Below are 21,054 nucleotides of genomic sequence, written 5' to 3' on the forward strand. Positions count from 1 at the left end.
CGTAAATAAGTTTTTATGCCTTCTCCCAATAATCATTCGATGGAAGATTTGCAGAGAAAGATAAGGGAGATAAGGAAAAAGGCAAAAAGAAGGGAGAAGAGTGGGTTAATCGCCTCCTGGACAGAGAGGGATCGATTGGGTGGGCAGGTGGTGGACTCCTTCGTTATCATACTTAGAACCCGCGGATGCAGGTGGGCTTACCACTCGGGATGCTCCATGTGCGGCTACTTCAACGATACGAATCCGAGAATGAGGGAGGAGGACCTGCTCAGACAGGTGGAGGAGGCAAAAAACAAGTACAAGGGCGAGCCGCTAGTAAAGGTGTTCACCTCCGGCTCATTTCTGGACGATTGGGAAGTCCCCCCGAATGTGCAAAATGCTCTCTACGATGCCTTCTCATCCGCAAAAAGGATCATAGTGGAGAGCAGACCTGAGTACGTCACGGGGGAGAAGGTGGGGGAGATAGGTGAAAGGGGAAACGTGATGGTAGCCCTTGGGCTGGAGAGTGCAAACAACGAAACACTTGAGAAGAGAATAAACAAGGGATTCACCGTTGAGGATTACGTGCGCGCTGCCGAAATTCTCATAAATCACAAAGTGCCCGTGAAAACGTATGTGCTCCTTAAGCCCCCGTTCATGACGGAGAGGCAGGCCATCGAGGAGGCCATATACTCTGTTGAATTCGCATCAAGATATTCGGAAATCGTGTCGGTGAACCCCATGAACATTCAAAATTACACACTTGTTGAATACCTCTGGAGAAGGGGAGAGTACCGTGCTCCCTGGCTCTGGAGCGTTGTGGAGGTTCTGAAAAGAACCTCAGATCTGGGGGTGGATGTTGTTTCATACCCAACCGCCGGAGGTAAGATGCGTGGTGCCCATAACTGCGGAAGATGCGATGAGAAGGTTCTTAAAGCCATAGAAAACTTCTCCCTGTATCAGGATTTGAAATATCTTGAGGGTCTAAACTGCCCCTGCAGGGAAAGATGGGAGAAAATAGTGGAGTACGAGGACTACCTATGGGATTACTCGTACAACTCCTAGGAGATCTTAGCCGCGTTTATTACCTCATCTCCATTTTCCAGTTTTATGAGCCTCACCCCACGGGCCGCCCTTCCGAGAACGGACACCTGGGACACGGGTATCCTTATGCTCTTGCCCTCCCTAGTGAGAAGTAGGATCTGCTCCTTATCTCCCACGAGCATGCTCTTGACCACAACCGCTCCCCTGGTGTTTATGTTTTTCACCCCGTAGCCCCCGCGCTTTATCAGGCGATACTCACTCACATTCGTCCTCTTTCCATAGCCACTGCTGAGAATCGTAAGGACGAAATGTCCATTCAAGGTTGTGCCTGCAGATATGACCTCATCTCCATCCCTGAGCCTTATGCCCCTTACACCTCTCGCCGTTCTACCCATGGATCGAACATCATCCTCCCTGAACCTTATGGCCATTCCAAACTTTGTGAATAGAAATACATCCTCAGTGCCATGGGTTACTAGGACGTCCACAAGTTCGTCATCCTCATCAAAGGTTATGGCCCTTATGCCCAAACTCCTAGGATGAGAGAAGTGCTCCAGTGGAGTGCGCTTCACCACTCCATTCTTGGTTACGAAAAACAGGTAACCCTTGAAGTCTGAAACGGCAATCATCCTAACAACATCGCTCCCCAGTTTTGGAAGCACGTTGATTATGGCCCTGCCCCTGCTTCTGCGGGAGCCCTCCGGGACGTTGTAGGCCTTGAGCCAGTAAACCCTTCCATTTCTGGTGAAGAACAGGAGGTAATCGTGCAAATGGGCATTCACTATGTCCCTGGGCAGATCTCCCTCCCCGTAATTTATGAGCAACCCCTTGCCCCCACGTCCCTGGGGCCGGTACTCTTCAGGGCTCATTCTCCTGATGTATCCCTTCTCCGTCAATATGATTATGGCAGGTTTGTTGGGTATCAAATCCTCTATATCTCTGCGCTCTATGGCCTCCCTTAAGATCTCGGTTTTTCTCCCATCACCGTAGTTCTTCTTTATCTCCAGAAGTTCGTCCCTTATGACCCCGTACCTCTTTTCCTCATGGGCAAGGAGATCCTCCATCCGGGCTATATCCTCCTCAAGTTTTCTGTTTTCCTCTCTGAGCGCCTCTATCTCCATACCCGTGAGTTTCTGCAATCTCATCTCAAGAATTGCCTTTGCCTGCAAATCCGAGAATCCCATGGAAACAAGGTTTCCCATGGCCTCCTTCACGTTTCTGGATGCCTTTATGGTGGCTATGACCTCATCTATCATTCCCAGGGCCCTGACGAGACCCTCTATTATGTGCTTCCTCTCCCTCGCCCGTTTCAACTGGTAATTCAATTTTCTAACGAGCACCTCCATCCTGTGCTTCAGGTACTCCTGCAGGAGTTCCTTTAAATTGAGCACCCTGGGGACTTCGTTAACGAGAACGAGATTGATTATGCCGTAGGTGACCTCAAGATCCGTGTGCTCCAGAAGCTGATTTACCACGATTTCTGGATTTGTGTCCCTCTTCACCTTTATGACTATCCTTATCCCATCCCTATCGCTTTCATCCTTCAAATCCGATATGCCCCGTATCTTATCCTCCCGCACCAAGGATGCTATCTTTTTGAGAAGATTGCTCTTGTTGACTTCGTAGGGAATCTCGCGAACTATGATTCTATCCCCCTCTATCTCGTACCTGGCCCTTATCCTTATCTTACCCTTGCCCTTGGTGTAGGCATCCACGAGACCTCCATATCCTATGACCTGCCCGCCCGTTGGGAAGTCGGGACCCTTGACATAATGTAGCAACTCTTCCACATCCGCATCGGGATTCTCGATGAGATACACCAGGGCATCCACCACCTCGCGAAGATTGTGGGGTGGCATATTTGTGGCCATTCCCACGGCTATGCCCGAGGAACCGTTTATCAGGAGATTTGGAATTCTCGCAGGAAGAACCACGGGCTCCTTGAGAGAGCCGTCAAAATTGGGCATGAAGTCAACGGTGTCCATATCAATGTCCTTCAGCATCTCCTCCGCTATTCTTGATAACCTCGCCTCCGTGTATCGCATGGCTGCGGGAGCATCCCCATCCACGCTTCCGAAGTTGCCCTGGCCATCCACGAGCACGTAACGCATTGAGAAATCCTGGGCCATTCTTGCCAATGTATTGTATATGGCCTGATCTCCGTGGGGATGGTACTTACCCATAACCTCTCCCACAATTCTTGCACTCTTCTTGTAGGGCTTGTTGTGCATCAAACCCAGTTCGTACATCCCGTAGAGGATGCGACGGTGCACGGGCTTCAGACCATCGCGCACATCGGGAATGGCACGGGATACTATGACACTCATGGCGTAATCCATATAGGAGTTCTTCATCTCCTCATCAATTGGAACTTCAAGAATGCGCATCATACCACCTCATATATCAATGTTCATTACCTCCCTGGCATGCTCGATTATGAACTCCCTCCTTGGCTCAACGGCCTCGCCCATGAGAATGGAAAACAGCCTGTCTGCCTCGGCTGCATCCTCTATGGTAACGCGAATCAGCCTTCTCTTTTCGGGATCCATCGTTGTTTCCCACAACTGCTGGGGGTTCATCTCTCCAAGACCCTTGAACCTCTGCACGGAGGCATTTGGATACTTTTTAAGCATCTCCTCCTTCTCCTCATCGCTGTACACATAGTGTATTTCCTTTCCTCTCTGGATGCGGTAAAGGGGCGCCTGGGCAATGTACACGTGTCCTCTCTCTATGAGTTCGGGCATGTAGCGATAGAAGAAGGTGAGAAGAAGGGTGCGTATGTGGGCACCGTCCACATCTGCATCAGTCATTATTATTATCTTCCCGTACCTAAGTTTTGAGTAATCAAAATCCTCACGCACACCAGTGCCTATGGCCGAAATCAAGGCCCTTATCTCGTTGTTCTTGAAAACCTTGTCTATGCGCGCCTTCTCCACGTTGAGGATCTTCCCCCTCAGGGGCAGGATGGCCTGGAAGTGCCTGTCGCGGGCCTGCTTCGCTGAGCCTCCGGCGGAATCGCCCTCCACTATGAAGAGTTCCGCCTCTCCGGGATCCTCGGACGTGCAATCTGCCAACTTACCCGGAAGATCCAGAGACTCAAGATAACTCTTTCTCCTTGCAAGTTCCCTTGCCTTCCTGGCTGCAATTCTCGCCCTGGCCGCTGCTATGGCCTTTGTGACTATGTTCGTGGCCACATCGGGATGCTCCTCAAAGTAGGTGCTCAGAATCCTGTTGACTATGGAGAACACCACGCCCTTGACCTCGCTGTTTCCCAGTTTCGCCTTGGTCTGCCCCTCAAACTGGGGATTTGGATGCTTTACGTGTATAACGGCGGTGAGCCCTTCTCGCACATCTTCGCCTTGAAGGCTCATGTCCTTGAGCATGCCTCTCCCCTTGGCAAAATCGTTTATCGCCTTGGTTAAGGCGCTTCTGAATCCAGAAACATGGGTTCCTCCCTCAACGGTATTTATGGTGTTTACGAAGGCCAGGAGGTTCTCCGATGTGCTATCGTTGTACTGCAACGCGAATTCCACTATTATGCCATCCTGCTCATCCCTGCCATATATAACCTCCCTGTGAAGGGGATTATAGCCCCCATTCAGGAATTTGACGAATTCAGCGATTCCTCCATCGTAATGAAAAACATCACGCTTTCCTGTACGCTCGTCCTCAAGTTCTATCTCCACGCCCCTGTTCAGAAATGCCAGATCTCTCAATTTTTTCTTCACGATGCCGTACTTGAACTCTGTGGTTTCAAAGATTTCAGCATCGGGCTTGAATCTCACATAGGTGCCACGGGGATACTTGAAGTGCACCTCATGCCCTTCTTCAATCCACCTAACCTCGCCGTTCACAAACTCGCCCACAACATGCACATCACACTGGGGCTTGCCCCTAACATACCATTGAAAGTACACCTTCCCATCCCTTTTAACATACGCCTTCAACCACTCGGATAGGAAATTCACCACATGGATACCCACACCATGCAATCCTCCTGTGATACGATAGGCTTTTTTATCAAATTTTGCACCAGCATGAAGCACTGTCATAACGATCTCAAGGGCACTCTTCCCCTTCTCGGGATGTATGTCCACGGGAATGCCTCGGCCATCATCCTCAACGCTTACACTTCCATCCCTGTGGAGAATCACACTTATCCTCCTGCAGTATCCCGCAAGGGCCTCATCTATACTGTTGTCCACAACCTCGTAGATAAGGTGGTGCAGACCCCTCTCATCGGTGCTCCCTATGTACATCCCAGGTCTCTTTCGAACTGCCTGAGAGTCCTCCAAAATCTGAATTGCCTTTGCATCATACCTGCTCATTTTATCCACCACTGAAACTATGATTTCCATATGGCAACAAGGTATAAAATTCCTTTCCTGCGTGCAAAATCTTTTGATTTCACACCGAAAAATTGATATATCATCGTTATATACATAACATCGTTAGGTATGGTGATGCCCGTGGAGAGCCCAAGGGAGAAGATAAACAGGGAGATGCGCTCCGGGCTCTATGCCCTGCTCATCCTGAAAGCCATAGATGATTTGGGCGAGAGTTACGGGTACGAAATTGTAAAGCACATTGAAAACAAAAGCGAAGGAAAGATAAAAATAAAGGATGCAACAATTTACCCCATACTGAGATACTTCTCCAAGAAGGGCATTTTAGAATCCTTCTGGACAGAACCATCCCTGGGAATTCCCCGCAAATACTACAGGCTGACTCCACAGGGCAAAAAACTGCTCAAGGAACTTATGAAGGATTATAAAAAATTGAGGGAGCAGGCAGAAACCATACTTTATGGAGGTGAGAGAGAATGAATACCGTGGTCACGTTCATAAATGTGGTGTATTTAATTCTGGCACTTTTGGAATTGTTCATAGCACCGAGAATCGGGCCAAATCCTTATTTTGGATTGAAAATAGGGTACACATTTTCAAGCAGGAAGGTCTGGGAGAAGAGCAACCGCTTTGTGGGAATCTTGAGCCTCATACATGCCATCTCGCTCACTCCGTTCTCATTCCTGAGTTTCTCCTACTTCATCTATTATCTCTTTGCGTTTATCGTGCCCCTTATATTCATCGACATCGCAGGCGTGATATACGCAGCCCATAAACTTGAGGAATTGAATGTACCTGAGATAGAATCCACCGAACCAATTAAGCCCTTTGAAGCAGGACCCCTGTGGAAGCACCTCGGTCTCATTCTCTTTTTCATCCTGCTCTTCATAATGCTCGTAACCTACAATTCCCTACCTGAGACCATAGCGGTGCATTTTGATTTGAAGGGCAAACCGAATGGCTGGGCGAGCAAGGAAGATTTCTTCATATGGTACATTATTTTTGCACTTATTTACCTTGCATTCGTTTATCTCATAATATACCTGGGCAAGAGGTATCCTCTCATTGTGCATTCCGGGAAGATGAAAATCGGCAGGGATACAATATTCAAGAGTTCAATCCTTGCAATGAACCTCGTTCTCCTGATCTTAATTGTGGTCTACATCGGAATATACATAACAAATGTGAGGCATTCCAGCGCCATGATAAATCTAGTTACCATACTGGCCATTATCCTGGCATTTGCGCCCGTGGGCTACATAATTTACAGGTGGAGGAAATTCAAAAAGGAGGAAAATAAAATGAAAATGCTAAAATGCCCCAAATGTGGTTACGTGTTCAAGGCGCCAAAAATGGATAGGAAGAGCTTTGGCTACGGATACACGCTTCCTGGGCTCGGCGTGATAAAATGCCCGAAATGTGGATACACCGCTCCAAGGAAGGAGTTTGAGGAGGTGGAAGAATGAAAAAAGGTACGAGTTTGGTTGTGATAGGCGCGATTCTGATAATCGCAGCCATAGGGATATACGGGCTCACAACTGCAAACATAGGTCTGGAGGTGAAGCAGATCGGGCCCCATGAAGAGAAAATCAGTGAGTACAATCTAACCGCAGGTAACTACACGCTTATAATAAAAACAAGTGGGATGATACATTACTCCTTTTACAACTCCACAGGCATAATTGTTCAGGGAAATACAACAAGCGATGCGGTAAAAAACTTGAATCTTTCTGGGGGTGCATACACTCTTAAAATAGAGAACCTATCAAACAAGACCATTGCGGTAACATTGGGTCTGAAATCTCAGGGATCCCTGATGTCCCTGGGTCTGCAGGTACTTGGAAGTGGGGGTATCTGCCTCACAGGAATAATAATCGTATCTGTGGGAGTGTGGCTCATACTGAGAGAGAAGAGAAAGGGTGAAACCAATGTACCTTGAGGCCATAAATTTAACGAAAAAATACGGCAATTTCTACGCCCTGAAAAATCTGAATCTGAGGGTTGAGGGTGGAAAATGCATCGGGTACCTCGGTCCAAACGGTGCAGGCAAGACAACAACGCTAAAACTGTTCACCAATCTCCTGCGTCCCACGTCAGGAGAGGCAATAATAAACGGGTACAGCGTGCAGAGAAATATGAAAAAAGCGCTGAAAGACGTGGGCACACTCATTGAAACGCCGGGGTTCTACCCATATCTCACACCCATGGAGATTCTATCCATGCTCTGCGATATTCGCGGTGCAGACAGGGGAGAGATAAAGCATGCCCTTGAAACGGTCAAACTCTACCAGTGGAGAAACAAGCGTGTTGGCAAGTTCTCAAAGGGAATGAAACAGCGTCTGGCCATGGCCGCAGCCCTTGTCACCAATCCTTCCATACTCATACTTGACGAGCCCACAACAGGAATGGATCCCCAGGGGATGGCAGAAATAAGGAATATAATAAAATCACTGAAAAAGGAGGGAAAACTGATTCTCATGTCCTCCCATCTCTTGCCAGAAGTTACGGAGGTCTGTGATGAGGTGGCAATGATAAATCGTGGAACTTTGCGACTCTACGACTCAATTGATAGGGTGACAGAAAAATTCTCCTCAAACTCGGTGGTGGTTGAGTTGATGGAGCCGATTAAGAGCGCCCGGGAAATAGAAGATATACGAAATGTGAAGGCAGTGATGGTGATAACCCCTCAAAAATTGAGGATACACTTCACAGGCAATGCTACTGAGCAGTACGAGATACTCAAGGAGATGATTTCAAGGGGTTATAAGGTGATAAGTTACAGAAGCGAAACACTGGCGCTTGAGAAGGCCTATCTCAAATTGATAGGAGGGGAGAGAAATGAATGACCTGCTTCAGATGCTCACAATAACAAGGTATCAGTTTAAAAATTACATACGCTCAAAAAGGTTACTGACCCTATTCCTGATAACCCTTGCAATAGCCATCGTGTATTTGGTGGTTGTACAGATTTACATAAATCCACAATACATGGAGATAAAGGACTTCACAAAGAACTGGGTTTCTCCAATAACCTATCTCATCATCTTAGCAGCCCTGTTCTTCGGAGGAGACGCCATTGCGGGGGAGTACCAATCAAAAACCGGCTATTTTCTGCTTCCAAATCCCATAAGGCGGGAATCAATACTCTGGGGAAAGTACATCGCATCCTTCATGGCATCTGCAATAGTCATGCTAACCTACTGGACAATACTCATTGCAGATGTTTACTACTACTATGGAAAACTTCCTCAGGCAGTATGGTACTCTTTTGCCCTTTCATTCCTGTTCCTACTGAGCCTGCTGGCCCTCACCTACCTGTTTTCATCCATGCTGAAAACGGGCACTGTGGCCATAGTTCTTGTGGCAATCATCTATTTCTTCGTGTTCAGCATAGTGGATACAATCTCAATGCTAACCGGCCATGAGCCCTGGTACTCGATAACCTACGGGGCCTCAATACTGACCCTAGTTTTCCAGGGTAATTACATCGGAGATTATCCCACAAAACAGATAATCCAAGCAGGGCCCCATTTCACAGTTACGATATTCAACCCCACAATTACAGAGGGTATCGCAATCATGGTGGCATACTTCATAATCTCGGCGATCCTAGCAACGGTAATCTTTCACTACAGGGAAATGAAATGATTTACCCAATTCTCTTTATCTGATTTCTGTACATCTCCACCAGTTCCCTGGTTGTCGTGGCCTCCTCCGGACTCTTATCATCCCTCCATCTTCCCGTGAAGCGCGGAAATCTTATGGCCAGACCACTTCCTTTCTCAATTACATCCCTGGCACAGGTGTGCGTGGGACTGAGAGTTATCTCTGCACCTATAACCTCAAGCACCACCTTGGGTACGAACCAGTAATCTGCGTCCATCTCACTCCAAACTCGGGGATGTCTTTTTTCAATTTTCAACTCCTCAAATTTCTTAGGAAGATAGGCAAGTTGCTCATCTGTGAACCCACTTCCCAACTTGCATACAGTTTCAAACCTGTCCTTCTCTGGATTGTAGGCAGCCATGAGCAACGCACCATATGTGCCCTTTCTACGGCCCTTACCGGCGAAGGCACCAACCACCACAAGATCAACGGTATCCCCCATCTCAACCTTGTAATCCTTCTTGTACTTGATCCAGAGAAACTCCCTGGCCCCTGCACGGTATATACTTTCCTCCCCCACATTCTTCGCCACGAGCCCCTCACAGCCGTCCTCTATGGCGTGGTTGAAGAAATCCCTTATCTCAGAAATGTCGGAGGATACGATGCGATGGGCAAATTTAACACGCTCGGTGGGTTGAATCACGGTTTCAAGAATTTTTCTGCGCTCTGGATACGGTTTCTGGGTGAGATCCTCGCCATCAAGGTAGAGTATGTCAAAGAGAAAGAGCACAACGGGATAATCCTCCATGGCCTTCTCAATTCCGTATTTCCTTCCACGCCTGTGGGATACCACCTGAAATGGAAGCAATTCACCCGTGTTTATATCCACCGGCACGGCTTCTCCATCAAATATACCCTCCTCGCCCTTGAAGGCTTCCTTAAGTGCTTCCACAACATCCGGAAACTGCGAGGTGAGGTTCTCAAGCCTACGGGAGTAGAGCCATACTCTCTCGCCCACATGCCCCTGAATGCGCATACCATCGTATTTGTACTCAAAGGCGGCGCGGCCTCCCATCTTCGCAAGAATCTCCTCCAGGGAAGGTAAGCGCTCTGCAAGCATCGCGCGTATGGGTATGCCCAGTTGAATTTTTATGCTCTTAACTCCTTCAATACCCTCCTCAGCGAGTTTTCTGGCGATAAAGCCAAGATCTGGATGTATGTTGTAGGCCCTCTCAACAAAACTTCTCAGTTCCTTACTTCCGCCAAAGGCTATGGATAGGGCATCAAGAATGGTCATGTCAGCAATGCCCAGTCTCAACTTGCCCTCCACGGTGCGCACTATGTACCTCGCTTCAAGGGGACTCGCAAGGTTCAGAAGTTCGGCGAGAAGCTGGATCTTACGATCCTGGGATCCCTCACCCTCAGCCCTTGCTATTTTTTCAAAATTTTCATAGACCTTCTCAACGGTGAGTTTTTTCTCCTTTTCAAAGGAGAAGAGCGTTGTCTGTCTTTTTTTCTTTATGGCTTCCTGTGCCACAGAGCCCAGATCCCCGTACCTTCGAAGCATATCCTTCAGGGCATCTTCCCTTATTCCTGTGGACTTGGATATGGCCTTTATCGCAAGTTTTTCCGCAAGTCCCAGCTCCACGCCCAGATAATCGGCATAGAGCTTTCCCTGGGTCAGATATATGACCTTATCAATTATCTCGGGGGGTGTGGATTGGAAAAGCTGAACAAGATAATCAGTCATCTCGAGACGTTTTGTTGTGCCTTCCACCTTCTCGTAGGTCTCGGCTATGAGCCTGTATTCCATATTTGCATCTATATCTTCGTGATTTAAGAATTTATCGGAAAAATATTTACCTATTTGCGCCATACTTATCACCATGGGATTCGCCTGGAAATTCGGATTCTGGTTCTCATCGTGGGTGAGTATAATCGCCGTAGGTTATTTCTCTCCTTCCCTCCTCAACCTCGGGCCATTCAGATATCCTTTAATTGGGCTGGGCATCGTGCTCATACTCTACGGCCTGCTTCTCAACGCCATAGCTGGACGCACCCTGAAAAAATATGGCCATTTTGAAATAAGAAAGGGCATAAAAAAGCCAGATAAACTGGTTACCGTGGGTATTTACTCCTGCATGCGACACCCTGCCCAGTTCGGCTCAATATTCTTCGGTATAGGCATTTCACTCCTCACGACCAAAATCCTTGCAATTCTGTATGCGGGATGGATTTCATTCTTCGCCCTGTACTTCATACTCGCAATTGAAGAGCGGGAGACCATCGGGGAATTTGGTGAGGAGTACTGCGAATTTTTGAAGAGAAGAAAACCCTTCTCCTTCTCCCTCGAATGCCTGAAAAAAGGGATTGAGCATCTGAAAAAGAGGTGAGCAAGAGAGGCTCATATAACTGTGAGAATGATATAGAAGAGAAGGGCAAGAAGTATGTAAAGCACGTATCTTCTATCGTTTCCAGGCATCAGGGCACGCTGAAACCTCTGCGATGCGGCAATGGTAATATTTGCCAAAAACTGGTAAGCGATTACAAACACATCTCCATAATTCATCCTTCTGTCAGTTCTGAAGAGCCATTTTTGGGTGAGCAGCAGTATTGAAGAATGCCCCCTGGTAGGATACTCCTCATTTTTCAGTCCACCGCTCCAGGGTGCCACAACGCGGGACCTCCTCATTGGAATTCGCATAAGAATGTAAACTGAGAGAAATACTATCACAATGAACAGGAAGAGAAAAGTTGGAGAAAGCACGCCAAATCCCTTACCGGACACTATGAGATAGCCCTTGGGAATTCCAAACAATCCCCCCAGAAACCTATCCACAGGTACATCAGCTATGAGCTCTATTGCAGGAGATGCAGCTTTAAAAACAACCTGTGGGAGAAAGCCTATCAGAAGAAGAGTGAAAGAGCCAAGAGCAAAACCAATATCAGAGGGTTCCCACCTGATCCGCTGCCTCCTCTCAACCCCATGCACTATGAACTTGCTCATTGCAATGGTGCTTATTCCAGCGGTCAGGGCTATTAGAGCACCAACAGATACGGTGAGCACCCTGAGCCATAGATCAGAAAAATAGAAGGATTGAAACATGGATTCTATGGCGCTCCACTCTGCGATAAATCCGGGAAGCGGAGGAACTCCAGCCAGGGATATTGCAGCCAGATACCCGGCAATTGCTCCCATGGGCGTTAATTTGTACCTTCCTCCAAGAAACTCACCACCACTCCTCTCCAGTTTTCCTGCCACCAGGAAGAGAAGGGATTTTGCTATTGTATGCGCAAATGCAAAGAACAGCGCACTTAGAAGCATGAACGCAGCAACCAGATGCTGACCTCCCTGGAAAGTTATTATGAAGGAACCAACAAGAGCTATGAGAACGCCATCATTTTCCACCGTGCTGTAAGCGGGCAGTTTCTTCACATGATCACATATTGCAGCGTAGAACACCCCGATGAGGGCACTTAACCCCCCTAGAATCAGGAGAACCGCTCCGATCCAGAAATCTGGAATTGAAACACTCAAAAACCTGATAAGCCCGTACAGACCCATAAGGGTCATCACAGCACTCAACTGGGCAGACATATTTGCCGGGGCCCTTGAATGGGCCTCCGGAAGCCAGATATGTGCAGGTACTGCAGCCATCTTTATGATGAATCCAAGGGCCATCAGAAAATACACGGCATCCCATGTATTTGAGCCCCACGTTTCAAACACCACACTTCCCGCCTGGGAGGAGGCAATGGCAAAGGAGGATAGTAGGAAGATAAAACTCAATTCTCCAAAGGCAATGAACATATAAGCAGCCCTGCGAGAGTTTTTGTGGGAGTAAAGCGAGAGGAAAGATGCAACGGTCATACCCTCCCATCCAATAAGAAAAGTTATGGCATCTCTGGCAAGTAGGATGAGAAGCATCATGCCCGTTGTGAATGCGAAGGTGGATGCCAGCAATCCATCCTCAATCTCGTATTTTAGGGAGAAGAGGGATATTGTGAGCCATGCAAGGGACGATAGTAGGATGAAGTAAAACTGGATTGCTCCAACATCCATGCCGCAATAGAGGAGGAAAAGGGTAAAGGCGGATAAAGCTGCAACCATTCCATAGGATAATCTCCTAAATCTGATGCCAATAACCCCTGCCAGAAGATAAAGGAGCACGAGAATTAAAGAGTTCATTTTTTCCACCTCCCAGCAACACCCAGAAGCACCTTTAAAATTTCAATGGGCTGGGGCGGACAGCCCGATAATCTTGCACCCACAGGCACTATATCCTCAACCTTCTTACCAAGGGCCCCATTTGCGCATGCACCAACGGATACCACTATTTTCGGTTCCGGCATGAGTTCGTAGGCCTCTTTGAGCACGGGTACCATTCTTTCCGTGGGTGTTCCAAGAACGAGCATTATGTCGGCATGCTTTGGAGTTGGTGTGAAGAAGAATCCAAGACGGTGAATATCGTAATGGGGGGAAGTGAGGAGGGATACCTCCCGATTGCAGGCGGAACATGAGCCAACATCCATAACGAATAAATGAAGGGACCTTTTCAGAGCGATCTCAGAAAAAACTTCAATTTTCTCATCATTTTCCGCCATATCGCACAGACCACACTCAAGACAGGAAAACTCATTCATACGGAAGGGACACTTACCTGTATCCACAGGTCTGATGGATTTGGGAGCGTCAAAATCCCCATGGGGAAACCCTGTGGTCAAAACGCCCTTTTTCAATCCGCGAAGCATCCACATCAAGACCACCTCCCATGGGAATCGGCATCTGCAAAATAGGCACCGAAACTGTCAAGGGCAAATGGAAAATCTGTGAAAACATTCCCCACAATACCCAAGGAAAATGCGTGGTAGAGGGGAAGAGATGCAGGTCTTAACATGAATTCTCTAACAAAACCGTTCTCTACGCGCACGGCCATAAAGGCATCACCTGGAGGAGCCTCCACAACACCATAGTGGAATCCATCTCTTGGTTTGATCCTGCATTTACCCCACTCGGCGCTCTCCAGATAAGATAGTGATTCTTCAACCTCCTGCACCCGTACCATGAGCCGGGCAAGTGCATCTCCATCGCCTTCCAATTTGGGGTCATGCCATCCATAAACTTCTCTGAAAATTCCTATTTTTCTCGCATCCCTTGCAATTCCAGATGCGCGGGCGGGAATACCACCAAGATCATTTGTGAGAACAGCATCGCGATTCAAGGTGCACGTTGTATGAAGCCTATCCACAAATATGCGGGAATCAAGCAGTTCCTCACTTAAATCTGTGAATTCCCTATGAATGCTCTCAATTCTCCTGTGAAAATCCGAATATCCCCTTGGGCCATGCCTGAGAAATCCCATCCCATACCTGTGGCCCAGAACTTTATGATTTATGCGAAGAAGTTCCTCAGTCATTGCGGCCAGATGCGCGCTTGCAACCTTCTGAGAGGCATCACCTGCAAGTTTGTGCATAACCCATATGTGGTTGTGTACCCTTTCCAGTTCCATGGCTAGGGTCATATAATTCACACATCCCTCATCGGGCTCAGAGGATATTGCCGAAAAAAGAGATGCATAGGATACCGAGAATTGTCCTACGAATCTCTCCACATAAACGAGCGCCTCTGAAACTTTTTTACCCACTACCAATGCACCCAAATTCCTGTTTTTGAAGCCCAAATAGGGCACAAGCGCATTTATTCTCTCACCACAGGTGCTAATCTTGAACGCTCCTGCCTCTCCGAGACCCCCCGCGGCAGGCCCATAAATTAGAGTCTTGGAGCATGGAAGGGAATCGGAAAGGGAATAATTCCCCATGTATGCCCTGGCAATGGGTCTCCTTGAATACAATTCCTCAGGAACGGAGTTCCAGCCCGTAAAGCGGATCTCGCCTGTATCGTAACTCAACCAAACGTAAAGGTTCTGCTCAGTTCCTTCAAATATGGAGATAAGCACCCACTTTCCATCCACATCAACTGGATTCACCATTTCAAAATTCTCGCTCATAGCGACCACCCCACTATCCAGAAGTAGAGTATGAAAGAAAGGGCAATTATGCCCAGGGCCCCTGCAAAGGGTACCGCAGAATGTGCCAGATCGACCTCAATACCATCATCCTCCCTGTTGAAGATGATACGGAGAACATGGTAATTCAGGGAGAGGAAAGACAGAATTATGCCACTCAGAAGGGCAGCAAATGCGTATATGTGGGATGATAGCCCCATAACTATACCGAACTCTCCAAAAAACATAGGGAATGGAGGAGCACCCGTGACGGTCATAGCACCAACCACCGTTGAAAATGCAATTAGTGGCGATGTCCCGAGATTTTTTATGCTTCCAATCTCCTCATAACCCATTCTCTTCAGTACTCCCGCAATGAGGAACAGAACGGATTTCCCAAGGGCATGAGCAACGAAGAGGATGAGTACATAATCCATAACCCCTGGTGAGAGATAACTCAGGGCTATGCCAACTGTGGCAATGCCCATAACATCCATACTGGAATATGCAAACAATCTTTTGAGACGCACCTGAGATAGCATTAGAAATGCAGCAATCCAGAGTGTGAGTATACCTATTGCAAGGGTGAGGTAAAATAGAAAAATGGAATGCAGAGCATTGAAAATTCTATAATAGACGACCAATGCCGAGGGTAAGAGTGCACCTGAGAGCATGGCGCTCACAGGAGATGGGGCCGTGCCATGGGCATCCGGGAGCCAGGTATGTACTGGAAACAGCCCCGCCTTGGCTCCAAAGCCCAATAGGGCCAGAACACCAATGAGCTTAGCTGCACTGGTTACATGGGCATCAACCCAGATGAACCCTCCCGTGGCCCAGCCAAACAGGATAACCGAGAGAAGAGCCATTCCGAGACCTGCAGATGCTATCAGAATGTATCTCCAGGCACTCTCCACATGGCTCTTACCCCTCTCCACAAGTATCAGGGCGGCACTCACAATCGTGGAGGCCTCAAGCCAGAACCATGCGTAACCTATATTTGGCGAGGAAACTGCCAGAACCATTGTCAGGGCAAACAGGGCAAGTAGTGCCCAGTAATAATGCTCAGGAAGGTAAAATCTCCTGATATCCTTCAGACAAACCAATGAATGGAGCACGGCTAGAAGATAGGTGAGGGAGATCACAAGAATAATACCAAGGGATAGTGTGTCCAAATAAAAGTAGGGGCCCTGAATTGCACCATTTGAGAAAATGATCAGAGATATGACAAATACTAAAACTGCACCCACAACATTTGCAACCATTCCCACAATTTTCTTTGGGATGAGGGATAGGAGAACGGCCAAGGAGAGAGGAACGATTATTCCATAAACAAAATACCCGAACATCTGAACTCACCCCGAAAGCTCGTCAATTTCAAGGGGCCCATATTCCTTCTCAGCCCCGAGTATGACTGCCAGAAGCACAGCACCTATTATATCCAGGAGCACTCCCACCTCAAGCAGAAAACTCATGGGTGCGAGAATCAAACCCATATAGAGAAGCGCATTTTCCTCCACAATATAACCGGAAATCTGGGCTATGGCATTTCTACGCATAACTATTATGAGAAGCCCCAGAAGGAGAAGAACAAATGGTATGGCAGCATTCCATGTTCCCAGAGTTGTATAAATCGCCCTGTAAAACAGAAGTCCCGTCAGGGCAAGAATTATTCCCACAACAAGGGTGTGTTTTGCCTTTGTTTCAAGTTCCCTATGCTTCCACACGGGATCCCTCTTCAAATCCTTTATGAGTATTTCCGGTACAACGTAGCCCCGGAATATGAATGTCAGGGCAGAGAGGGCAATAATCGCGTAATCTCCAAGATAAACACCAAAGGCAAGAATCAGAAATCCGAGAAGTATGGACTGTGCCTGAAGATGCCTAATCAAACTGTGTATGAAATTTTCCGCTATTATCACAAACCCGTAGAGGAGTATGAGCACACCGATGAAATCAATAATTGAGGTGAAGAGAATCATTTTGGCACACCTCCCACGAGGAACAGGGATATGACTGCAAGAAGCGCCATCAGATAGGAGAAGGTGAGATAATCAATTATCTTAAAAAGACGAATCTTGGCAACGCTCATCTCCACAACAACCATCGCAAATATAACAATGAGCATCTTCACAAAAAGAAGGGCCGTTCCCCATAGGACGTTCCATGGAGTGAGGGAAAGGGGAATCAACCAAGGAATTGCAAAAACGTTGATGAACACGGAAAATAGAATGAACTGCTTCATATATGCTCCCCATGACTTGAGGGCATAAAGAGGACCCGTGTATTCCAGCCCAATTCCCTGTCCAATCATCCCGAACTCGCTCATTCCGTGGCTCTCAATTGGCAGTTTTCCGGTGTCAAAAAGAAGGAGGAGGAAGAATGCGGCTATGAGCAGTATATGCGTCGTTGAGAGCATCCAAGAGGGGCTGTTTCTCAAAACCTCGTTGGTCACAAAGGGATTATTTGCACCCGTTATGAGGGCCACACCAAAAAACACGGTGATTAGAACGGGCTCTGCAAAGGCACCAAAATTCACACCTCTCGTGGACCCTATGCCCGTGTAATACGACCCTGTTTTTTCAGCACCTATAACCGAGAAGAATGAGGCAAATCCAAATATGAAGGCTCCTCCCAAAAAGTCCACGGTGGGAGCAAACCATGAGGGTGTGCCAAATACTATGGGCACCACCCACGGAAGAATGAGGTAGGCGGTGAAGGCCAAAATGGGGGCAATTGTGAAGAGCGAGCCCGCATTCTCGGGTATGAGGGTCTCCTTTCTGAAAAACTTTGCCAGGTCATAGTATGGCTGAAATATGCTCATACCCTTTCTCGATTCAAATCTCGCCTCCACTCTTTTCATTATGCCTACCATCAGCGGAGAGAGCAGAAGAACCACAAACATCTGAACTGCTCCTATTATTATCTGGGGGATCATTGGCGTTCACCTCTTCTCACGAAAAGGCGTCATCAGCCATGCTGGCACTTGGGGTGGACGCCATCACCCGAGCACAGGTGCATCTGCTTCCCATATTTATAGGTTTGCATTGACCTGCAAAAATATTTAATATTAGCAATCATCTCAACGCCTGATGGTTACCGGAAAAATTATTCGAATCAACCTTGAGACTCAAAGTGTGAGGGAAGAAGAATTACCGGAAAACACGGTGAAAAAATACCTGGGGGGAAAGGCCCTGGGATACTACATCTTCGCAAGAGAGGTCCCTCCAAACATAGACCCTTTTTACAGGGAGAACAAGATCCTGTTTGTTCCAGGGCTTCTCAGCGGTCTGGCCCCGGGAGCGAGCAAGGTGGCTGTAATATCAAAATCTCCTGAAACAAATCTAATACACGACAGTTACGCCGGCGACAGATTCGGTCCATTTCTGCACCGCTGGGGCTACGCTGCCATGATAGTGGAGGGTAGAGCAAAGAGCCCTGTTTACATCACCGTGGGTGAAAAGGTACAGATCCTCCCGGCTGATTCCCTTCGGGGCAAGGGTGTGTACGAAGTATCTGATGAAATCTGGAAAAAACACGGGGATGGGGCCATTGCGGCCATTGGACCCGCAGGCGAGAACCTGGTAAGATTTGCCAACATAATGTTTGACACGGAGCGCTCGGCTGGAAGAGGAGGTCTTGGCGCAGTCATGGGTTCAAAGAATCTCAAGGCAGTTTTCATCAAACCAATAGGCGTTGAGAATATGAAAATTGAAATTCCAGAAAGGGATGAATGGAACAAAATCCGCACAGAACTTTACCAAAAACTGGATGAAAGTGCCTCTCCCTCGCTGAAAACATATGGGACGACAAACTCGCTTGTACTATCAGGCACAAGGGGGATGAGCCCTGCCTACAACTTTTCAAAGCCATACATTCCTGAGGAACTGGCAAAGAAGCTTGGTGGCGATGAGGCAAAGAAATACGAAATCGAGCCGGAGAGATTCGTGCACGGCAAATCCTGCCCTGTGAAATGCGCAAGATACATTGAGATCGAACACAACGGAAAAAAATTGCGGGTTAAACCGGAGTATGAAAGCATCGGCATGCTTGGTGCGGCCACGGGGGTTTTTGATTTTCCAGAGGTGGCATATCTAATTCACCTTGCCAACGATCTGGGCCTAGATGCCATCGCCGCTGGCAACACAATAGGATGGCTGTTTGAGCTCGTAGAAAGGGGCATTGTGGGAAACGATGAAATAGGCATCCCTGTTAAGGGATTTGGCGATGCCCAAGCGGAAGATAATCTGCTCCGCATGATCGCCTATCGCAAAGGATTCGGAGCAATCCTCGCAGAGGGGGTGAAGAGGGCAGAAGAAATTCTCAACAGAGGAAAGAGATACGCTGTTCATGTCAAGGGCTTGGAAGCTCCGGCATGGGATCCCCGCGGATTGCGCACCTACGCGCTCAGTTATGCAACCGCAGATGTGGGTGCGTCTCACCTCAGGGGCTGGCCATATCCACGCAGTTTACCCAATGACGGTCCTGCCAAGGAACTCGTTGCAAATCTAATTCAATCCAGGGATAAAGATGCACTCTTCGATACCCTGGGCCTATGCAAATTCGTACCCTGGGAAATGAAGGACATAGAAAAAATGCTCTCACCCCTCCAATTTTCGGGTGATTTGAAAAATGTGGGATGGAGAGCCGAGTGCATATCCAGAGTTTACGCCATTGCCTCGGGCTTGATTCCTGAAAAAGACGATACAATTCCAGCAAGATGGTGGGAAAAAGAGGAAGAGGGACCTGCAAGGGGAAATGCAGCATTCATAAACCATGAGGATTTCATAGAAGCACTCAGGGAATTCTACCGTCTAAGGGGCTGGGATGAAAATGGAGTGCCAAAAAGGGAGACACTGAAGATCCTTGGGATTGAGGAATTCTCATCATTTTTAAGGTGATAAAATGCTTCTGCTAATAGGTTTTAAAAGTGAAGAGATAGAAAAGATAAAAGGGGTTTTCGATGAGGTGATCACCATCTCAAGGGACATGGAAAACACAAAACTCGGAGAGATAATAGAGCAAGGGAAGGAAGGTAACGGAGAGGTTCTGGGACAGCAGAGAATAGTCATAATGCACAACATCCCAAAGGAAAAAATCGGTTCAACAATAAAGGAGATAAGGTCAGTAATTAAAGAGCACATAATATTTGCCACCTCCACACCCACCTCCCTCCAGTGGAAAATAGCAGACCTTGTGGAAGAACTCTTGGAGGAAGACAGATACTTCCACTCTAAATGATCTCAATATCCTTTCCTATCTCAACAACCATCCCATCATCTGCAGCTATGGTCCTTATTCCCGTTTCCTTCCATATCCAGTCGGCCTGAAAATCAGGGTTTTCCTCAATCATCTTTAGTCCAAAATGGGTCAGGATTGCAATTTCTGGCTTGATTGCCGCAACCAGTTTGGCAGCTTCCTTTGTGCTCAGGTGATACGGTATTTTTGCCCCCAGGGGCCTAGTAACCGGGAGTATCAAAACCCTTGCATTCCTATGTGCCCTAGAAAGAGAATCGTTGTAATCCGTATCAGCCAAATAGGAAACTATCCCATGGGAAGTTTCGATCTTAAAGCCTATGGTAGTTGGATCGTTGTGATACGATTTTGTGGCCCGAATCTTTATACCCCTGTACCTCACCACATTTCCGGGGGAGAGAGCAGCAACCTTTTCCACGAGCCCCATATGGTACTTGGAAATGGCCGGATCATAAATATCGTAGCCCTCAATCACACTCTTTGACCCCACAAGAAGTCCTTTTTTCTTGGTACCTCCATTGGTTATTGCCTCGATGAGTACCTCCGCGTCTGTGTAATGGTCAGTATGAGCGTGGGAGACTGCTATGATGTCCGTTTTCGTTGGATTGACCTTGAACCTGTGCATTTGAACAAGTGCACCGGGTCCGGGGTCAATGTGGATTTTTATACCATCATCTAAGTAAACCCCTCCAGTGGCTCGAATCTGATATATGGTGGTGAACCGCCCACCACCAGTTCCTAGAAAAGTTATCCTGGTCACTATGGAGGCTAATACTGTGATAGGATTTAATTTTTGGTGTGGACAAAAACATATTTAGGAG

The 21,054-nt window shown here is 47.6% G+C and carries 19 protein-coding genes and 1 riboswitch; of the genes, 9 read left to right on the forward strand and 10 right to left on the reverse strand.

Annotation, left to right across the window (positions count from 1 at the left end; translation table 11 throughout):
* Positions 1 to 39 precede the first annotated feature (39 nt).
* Positions 40 to 1,044: an archaeosine biosynthesis radical SAM protein RaSEA gene (locus tag AC0S1O_RS00505; RefSeq protein WP_475393811.1), complete on the forward strand. Its 1,005-nt coding sequence runs from the start codon at positions 40 to 42 to the stop codon at positions 1,042 to 1,044.
* Here AC0S1O_RS00505 and gyrA read toward each other — a convergent pair.
* On the reverse strand, positions 1,041 to 3,410 hold the full coding sequence (gyrA, locus tag AC0S1O_RS00510) for a DNA gyrase subunit A (protein ID WP_475393812.1): 2,370 nt from the start codon (positions 3,408 to 3,410) through the stop codon (positions 1,041 to 1,043). The two genes, AC0S1O_RS00505 and gyrA, sit on opposite strands and share 4 nt — an antisense overlap.
* A 9-nt stretch (positions 3,411 to 3,419) precedes the next feature.
* The gene (gene gyrB, locus AC0S1O_RS00515; RefSeq protein WP_475393813.1) at positions 3,420 to 5,351 is read right to left on the reverse strand and encodes a DNA topoisomerase (ATP-hydrolyzing) subunit B; all 1,932 of its coding nucleotides are present in this window, start codon (positions 5,349 to 5,351) and stop codon (positions 3,420 to 3,422) included.
* A gap of 135 nt (positions 5,352 to 5,486) precedes the next feature.
* Here gyrB and AC0S1O_RS00520 point away from each other — a divergent pair, with 135 nt between their 5' ends.
* The 5 genes from AC0S1O_RS00520 to AC0S1O_RS00540 are packed head-to-tail and all read left to right on the forward strand — an operon-like array spanning position 5,487 to position 9,017.
* Positions 5,487 to 5,849 (forward strand): PadR family transcriptional regulator, encoded by a 363-nt coding sequence (locus tag AC0S1O_RS00520; protein ID WP_475393814.1) that lies wholly within the window; start codon positions 5,487 to 5,489, stop codon positions 5,847 to 5,849.
* Complete coding sequence (locus AC0S1O_RS00525; RefSeq protein ID WP_475393815.1) at positions 5,846 to 6,835, forward strand: DUF1648 domain-containing protein; 990 nt, start codon at positions 5,846 to 5,848, stop codon at positions 6,833 to 6,835. Before AC0S1O_RS00520 ends, AC0S1O_RS00525 begins: the two co-directional genes overlap by 4 nt.
* On the forward strand, positions 6,832 to 7,308 hold the full coding sequence (locus tag AC0S1O_RS00530; protein WP_475393816.1) for a hypothetical protein: 477 nt from the start codon (positions 6,832 to 6,834) through the stop codon (positions 7,306 to 7,308). Before AC0S1O_RS00525 ends, AC0S1O_RS00530 begins: the two co-directional genes overlap by 4 nt.
* Positions 7,298 to 8,215: an ABC transporter ATP-binding protein gene (locus AC0S1O_RS00535; RefSeq protein ID WP_475394495.1), complete on the forward strand. Its 918-nt coding sequence runs from the start codon at positions 7,298 to 7,300 to the stop codon at positions 8,213 to 8,215. The genes AC0S1O_RS00530 and AC0S1O_RS00535 overlap by 11 nt, the downstream gene beginning before the upstream one ends.
* A complete protein-coding gene (locus AC0S1O_RS00540) occupies positions 8,208 to 9,017 on the forward strand; it encodes an ABC transporter permease (RefSeq protein ID WP_475393817.1) in 810 nt (269 codons plus the stop codon). Before AC0S1O_RS00535 ends, AC0S1O_RS00540 begins: the two co-directional genes overlap by 8 nt.
* 1 nt (position 9,018) lies before the next feature.
* Here the strand turns inward: AC0S1O_RS00540 and AC0S1O_RS00545 are convergent, their stop codons facing one another.
* Positions 9,019 to 10,788, reverse strand: coding sequence for an ATP-dependent DNA ligase (locus tag AC0S1O_RS00545; protein WP_475393818.1), 1,770 nt, complete (start codon positions 10,786 to 10,788; stop codon positions 9,019 to 9,021).
* Positions 10,789 to 10,861: 73 nt separating this feature from the next.
* Here AC0S1O_RS00545 and AC0S1O_RS00550 point away from each other — a divergent pair, with 73 nt between their 5' ends.
* Positions 10,862 to 11,368, forward strand: a complete 507-nt coding sequence (locus tag AC0S1O_RS00550; protein WP_475393819.1) for a methyltransferase family protein — start codon at positions 10,862 to 10,864, stop codon at positions 11,366 to 11,368.
* 11 nt (positions 11,369 to 11,379) lie between these two features.
* On the opposite strand, the gene AC0S1O_RS00555 is transcribed toward AC0S1O_RS00550, so the two are convergent.
* The 6 genes from AC0S1O_RS00555 to AC0S1O_RS00580 are packed head-to-tail and all read right to left on the reverse strand — an operon-like array spanning position 11,380 to position 17,915.
* Entirely contained in the window at positions 11,380 to 13,164 is a 1,785-nt protein-coding gene (locus AC0S1O_RS00555; protein ID WP_475393820.1) for a proton-conducting transporter transmembrane domain-containing protein, read from the reverse strand.
* The gene (locus tag AC0S1O_RS00560) at positions 13,161 to 13,733 is read right to left on the reverse strand and encodes an NADH-quinone oxidoreductase subunit B family protein (RefSeq protein ID WP_475393821.1); all 573 of its coding nucleotides are present in this window, start codon (positions 13,731 to 13,733) and stop codon (positions 13,161 to 13,163) included. Before AC0S1O_RS00560 ends, AC0S1O_RS00555 begins: the two co-directional genes overlap by 4 nt.
* Positions 13,733 to 14,983 (reverse strand): NADH-quinone oxidoreductase subunit D-related protein, encoded by a 1,251-nt coding sequence (locus tag AC0S1O_RS00565; protein WP_475393822.1) that lies wholly within the window; start codon positions 14,981 to 14,983, stop codon positions 13,733 to 13,735. The genes AC0S1O_RS00560 and AC0S1O_RS00565 overlap by 1 nt, the downstream gene beginning before the upstream one ends.
* Positions 14,980 to 16,326, reverse strand: coding sequence for a proton-conducting transporter transmembrane domain-containing protein (locus tag AC0S1O_RS00570; protein ID WP_475393823.1), 1,347 nt, complete (start codon positions 16,324 to 16,326; stop codon positions 14,980 to 14,982). Before AC0S1O_RS00570 ends, AC0S1O_RS00565 begins: the two co-directional genes overlap by 4 nt.
* A 6-nt stretch (positions 16,327 to 16,332) precedes the next feature.
* Positions 16,333 to 16,959, reverse strand: coding sequence for a hydrogenase (locus AC0S1O_RS00575; protein WP_475393824.1), 627 nt, complete (start codon positions 16,957 to 16,959; stop codon positions 16,333 to 16,335).
* The gene (locus AC0S1O_RS00580) at positions 16,956 to 17,915 is read right to left on the reverse strand and encodes a respiratory chain complex I subunit 1 family protein (protein ID WP_475393825.1); all 960 of its coding nucleotides are present in this window, start codon (positions 17,913 to 17,915) and stop codon (positions 16,956 to 16,958) included. Before AC0S1O_RS00580 ends, AC0S1O_RS00575 begins: the two co-directional genes overlap by 4 nt.
* 16 nt (positions 17,916 to 17,931) lie before the next feature.
* A riboswitch (Fluoride riboswitch) is annotated at positions 17,932 to 17,992 on the reverse strand.
* A gap of 77 nt (positions 17,993 to 18,069) precedes the next feature.
* Here AC0S1O_RS00580 and AC0S1O_RS00585 point away from each other — a divergent pair.
* Together AC0S1O_RS00585 and AC0S1O_RS00590 are read left to right on the forward strand one after the other, a co-directional pair.
* Positions 18,070 to 19,878, forward strand: coding sequence for an aldehyde ferredoxin oxidoreductase family protein (locus tag AC0S1O_RS00585; protein ID WP_475393826.1), 1,809 nt, complete (start codon positions 18,070 to 18,072; stop codon positions 19,876 to 19,878).
* Between the two features lie 4 nt (positions 19,879 to 19,882).
* Positions 19,883 to 20,218, forward strand: a complete 336-nt coding sequence (locus tag AC0S1O_RS00590; RefSeq protein WP_475393827.1) for a DUF3783 domain-containing protein — start codon at positions 19,883 to 19,885, stop codon at positions 20,216 to 20,218.
* Here the strand turns inward: AC0S1O_RS00590 and AC0S1O_RS00595 are convergent.
* Positions 20,211 to 20,993, reverse strand: coding sequence for an MBL fold metallo-hydrolase (locus AC0S1O_RS00595; protein ID WP_475393828.1), 783 nt, complete (start codon positions 20,991 to 20,993; stop codon positions 20,211 to 20,213). The genes AC0S1O_RS00590 and AC0S1O_RS00595 overlap by 8 nt on opposite strands.
* Between the last annotated feature and the right edge of the window lie 61 nt (positions 20,994 to 21,054).

Source organism: Candidatus Aciduliprofundum sp. HYA1 (genome assembly GCF_056175085.1).

Bases quoted from the DNA above. Each gene is read 5' to 3' on its own strand.
- AC0S1O_RS00505 (WP_475393811.1), top strand. From the start codon at position 40: ATGGAAGATTTGCAGAGAAAGATAAGGGAGATAAGGAAAAAGGCAAAA.
- gyrA (WP_475393812.1), bottom strand. From the start codon at position 3,410: ATGCGCATTCTTGAAGTTCCAATTGATGAGGAGATGAAGAACTCCTAT.
- gyrB (WP_475393813.1), bottom strand. From the start codon at position 5,351: ATGAGCAGGTATGATGCAAAGGCAATTCAGATTTTGGAGGACTCTCAG.
- AC0S1O_RS00520 (WP_475393814.1), top strand. From the start codon at position 5,487: ATGCCCGTGGAGAGCCCAAGGGAGAAGATAAACAGGGAGATGCGCTCC.
- AC0S1O_RS00525 (WP_475393815.1), top strand. From the start codon at position 5,846: ATGAATACCGTGGTCACGTTCATAAATGTGGTGTATTTAATTCTGGCA.
- AC0S1O_RS00530 (WP_475393816.1), top strand. From the start codon at position 6,832: ATGAAAAAAGGTACGAGTTTGGTTGTGATAGGCGCGATTCTGATAATC.
- AC0S1O_RS00535 (WP_475394495.1), top strand. From the start codon at position 7,298: ATGTACCTTGAGGCCATAAATTTAACGAAAAAATACGGCAATTTCTAC.
- AC0S1O_RS00540 (WP_475393817.1), top strand. From the start codon at position 8,208: ATGAATGACCTGCTTCAGATGCTCACAATAACAAGGTATCAGTTTAAA.
- AC0S1O_RS00545 (WP_475393818.1), bottom strand. From the start codon at position 10,788: ATGGAATACAGGCTCATAGCCGAGACCTACGAGAAGGTGGAAGGCACA.
- AC0S1O_RS00550 (WP_475393819.1), top strand. From the start codon at position 10,862: ATGGGATTCGCCTGGAAATTCGGATTCTGGTTCTCATCGTGGGTGAGT.
- AC0S1O_RS00555 (WP_475393820.1), bottom strand. From the start codon at position 13,164: ATGAACTCTTTAATTCTCGTGCTCCTTTATCTTCTGGCAGGGGTTATT.
- AC0S1O_RS00560 (WP_475393821.1), bottom strand. From the start codon at position 13,733: ATGTGGATGCTTCGCGGATTGAAAAAGGGCGTTTTGACCACAGGGTTT.
- AC0S1O_RS00565 (WP_475393822.1), bottom strand. From the start codon at position 14,983: ATGAGCGAGAATTTTGAAATGGTGAATCCAGTTGATGTGGATGGAAAG.
- AC0S1O_RS00570 (WP_475393823.1), bottom strand. From the start codon at position 16,326: ATGTTCGGGTATTTTGTTTATGGAATAATCGTTCCTCTCTCCTTGGCC.
- AC0S1O_RS00575 (WP_475393824.1), bottom strand. From the start codon at position 16,959: ATGATTCTCTTCACCTCAATTATTGATTTCATCGGTGTGCTCATACTC.
- AC0S1O_RS00580 (WP_475393825.1), bottom strand. From the start codon at position 17,915: ATGATCCCCCAGATAATAATAGGAGCAGTTCAGATGTTTGTGGTTCTT.
- AC0S1O_RS00585 (WP_475393826.1), top strand. From the start codon at position 18,070: ATGGTTACCGGAAAAATTATTCGAATCAACCTTGAGACTCAAAGTGTG.
- AC0S1O_RS00590 (WP_475393827.1), top strand. From the start codon at position 19,883: ATGCTTCTGCTAATAGGTTTTAAAAGTGAAGAGATAGAAAAGATAAAA.